Annotated in this window: 3 protein-coding genes; all 3 read right to left on the minus strand. The window is 60.4% G+C overall.

Features of this window, described 5'->3' with window-relative positions:
* Positions 1–590 (minus strand): sugar ABC transporter permease (locus tag EOA28_RS31295; RefSeq protein WP_148670969.1); only part of this gene is annotated, 590 nt, incomplete at its 3' end.
* A 93-nt stretch (positions 591–683) separates the two neighbouring features.
* Positions 684–2,009 carry an ABC transporter substrate-binding protein gene (locus tag EOA28_RS31300; RefSeq protein ID WP_127386104.1) on the minus strand — a complete coding sequence of 442 codons (1,326 nt, stop codon included), beginning with the start codon at positions 2,007–2,009 and terminating at the stop codon, positions 684–686.
* Between the two features lie 37 nt (positions 2,010–2,046).
* Positions 2,047–2,898 (minus strand): TOBE domain-containing protein (locus EOA28_RS31305; RefSeq protein ID WP_128315638.1); only part of this gene is annotated, 852 nt, incomplete at its 5' end.

Consider the following 2,898-nt stretch of genomic DNA (forward strand, 5'->3'; position numbering starts at 1 on the left):
GTCTGCAGGCCGGCGAGCAGAGTGATGGCGACGAATGGGATGCCGCGCCAGACATTGGCCGCGATCACCGAGGCGCGCGCATTGGTCGGGTCGCCGAGGAAGTTGATGCGATGGTCGATAAGTCCCATCTGCTGAAGCGCCCATGACAGGATCGAGAACTGCGAATCGTAGATCCACCAGAAGGCGATGGCCGAAAGCACCGTCGGCACCACCCAGGGCAGCAGCACCACCGCGCGAAAGAACGACTTGAAGGGCAGGTTCTCGTTGAGGATGAGCGCCAGCCAGAGCCCGAGCATGAATTTCAGGATCGAAGCGCTGACCGTGTAGAGCAGCGTGTTGAAGACTGAGAGCCAGAAGACGCTGTCGCTCCACAGGTACTCATAATTCTCAATGCCGATGAAGATGCCTGGGCGGCCAATGCGGGCGTCAGTGAAACCAAGCCAGACGCCGAGCCCAAGCGGGTAAGTCAGGAAGACCAGCAACAGCGCAGCCGCTGGCAACATGAAGCCGAAGCCGAGGGTATTTCGGCTTTCCGACAGACGCGACAGGATTGATTGGCGCGGCCGAACCGCAGCTGACGTCACGGCCATGGTCGGCTCCTCATGAGGTCTGGTGCATGGCGGCGCAAGCCGCCGTCCGAAACCGAGCCGGGCAGCACGGTCGACCGCCCGGCTCAGCTGTGGTCATACGCGATAGTAGCGGTTGGCGCGCTTTTCCGCCTCTTCCATCGCTTCCTGCGGCGCGGCCTGCCCGGTCACGGCTTTGGCGAACATGTCGACAAGAACATAGTCGGCCATGGTGGCGGCCGAGGCGTAGCCAAGCGGCCCCGCATAGCCGTTGGGACGTAGCGTCTCCGAGGCCTTCGCGTAGGCCGCGTTGTTCGGATCGGCCTTCCAAACCGGATTGTTGGCGAAGGATTTGAGCGTCTGGCAGCAGTAGCCCGCCGAGGAGGTGATCCAATCCGACATTTGCGGATCCTCGAACATGAACTGCAGATAGGCCTTCGCCGCGTTGGGGTAGGGCGTGTAGTTGAAAATGACGGCTGTGGTCACCTGGAACAGCTCGACGGATTTCCCGACCGGACCGATCGGCATGTTGGTCGTGCGCATGTCCTTGGCGATCTCGGTCAGCTTCGGATCATTGTCCTTGTTGACCTTGGCCGTGTTGTAGACGGAAATCCCGTTGGCGATGACGCTCACTTCGCCGGCCAGGAAGGCGCGGTTGTTGTTGACGTCGAGCCAGCTCTCGGTGCCGGGAATGAAGGTCTTGTAAAGCTCCTGTGCATACTGAATCGCCTTGAGCGTCTCGGGGCTGTTGATCGTGACCTTGCCTTGCTCGTCGACCATCTGGCCGCCATGGCTCCACAGCAGCCAATGCGCATAGTTGTTGCCGTCGCCGACTCCGTGGCCATGCGTGAAGCCGGCAGGATGACCTTTGGCCTTGAGCGCCTTGCAGAGTTGGAGGAAGCCGGCTGTGTCCTTCGGAAACTCCGAGAAACCGGCCTCCTTCACCCAACTTTCGCGGTAGACGATGGCGTTGCCGATGGTGGCCAGAGGCAGGCCGATGAACTTGCCCTCGCGCGTCGCATACTGTTTCGGCCCATCGTACCAGCCGCCATATTTCTTCCCGAGATAATCGCCCAGTTCCGTCACGTCGAGAAGCTTGTCAGGGTACTGGTGCGGATCGTCGAACCAGACGAACATCAGGTCCGGACCTGAGCCGACATTCGCTGCGACCGCAGCCTTGGGGCGAATGTCTTCCCAGCTCTCCTTGTCGACACGGACCTCCACCCCCGTCATTTCGGTGAACCGTTTGGTGTTCTTCAACCACTGGTCCTCGTCACCCTGCACGAAAGGCGACCAGCGCAGGAGCCTCAGCTTTGCGCCATCCTCCGGTTTGTACTTCAAAGCCTCCTGGGCAAAGGCCGGAGAGCCAACGAACTGGCCCCCTAACATGCCGGCGGCGGCGCCGGCGGTCGTGCGGATCACGTCGCGTCTGGTGAATTTCATGCTCGTTTCCTCCTGTCTCTTCGTCGTTGCGTGTCGCCTACCGCTGCGAGGGCTTATCGATGCGCTTGCCGGTTTCGCCGTGAAAGAGATGAACGTGATCAGGCTCGACCGACAGTTGGATGGTTTCTCCAGGCGTGAAGGAATGACGTTCCCGGAAATTGGCGACGATATCCTCACCTCCCGCCGTCCGGCCGATGATCTGTACTTCAGAACCGGTAGGCTCGATCACCACCACGGTGACTGGAATGCCATTGTCGGCCAGCCGCAAATGTTCGGGCCGTATCCCCAGCACGACGGGCTCGCCATTGCCGATGGAGAACGGCGCGGGCAAAGTCACCGAAATCCCTCCTTCGCCCTGGAACCGCGGCGTGCCTTCAGTCAGGATTGTTCCCTTGAGCATGTTCATGGCGGGAGAACCAATGAAGCTTGCCACGAACAGGTTGTTCGGCCGGTCGTATAGATCTAGCGGCGGCCCGATCTGTTCGACCATGCCGTCGTGCATGACCACGATCTTATCTGCCATGGTCATGGCCTCGATCTGGTCATGCGTGACATACACCGTCGTGGTCTTCAGCCGCTGGTGCAACTCCTTGATCTCGGCGCGCATCTGCACCCTGAGCTTGGCATCGAGGTTGCTGAGCGGTTCATCAAACAGGAACACCTGCGGATTGCGAACGATGGCGCGGCCCATGGCGACGCGTTGACGTTGGCCGCCTGAGAGCTGCCGCGGATAGCGCGACAGCAGCGGAACCAGCCCGAGGATTTCGGCTGCCCGCTTAACACCTTTATCGCTATCCGCCTTCGGAACACCTTTGAGCATGAGCGAGAACGCCATGTTCTCCGCAACCGTCATATGCGGATAGAGCGCGTAATTCTGAAAGACCATGGC

This window comes from Mesorhizobium sp. M2A.F.Ca.ET.067.02.1.1, assembly GCF_004023285.1.
Taxonomy (GTDB): domain Bacteria; phylum Pseudomonadota; class Alphaproteobacteria; order Rhizobiales; family Rhizobiaceae; genus Mesorhizobium.

Coding starts and splice junctions, on each gene's coding strand:
- EOA28_RS31300 (WP_127386104.1), bottom strand. CDS start 2,009: ATGAAATTCACCAGACGCGACGTGATCCGCACGACCGCCGGCGCCGCC.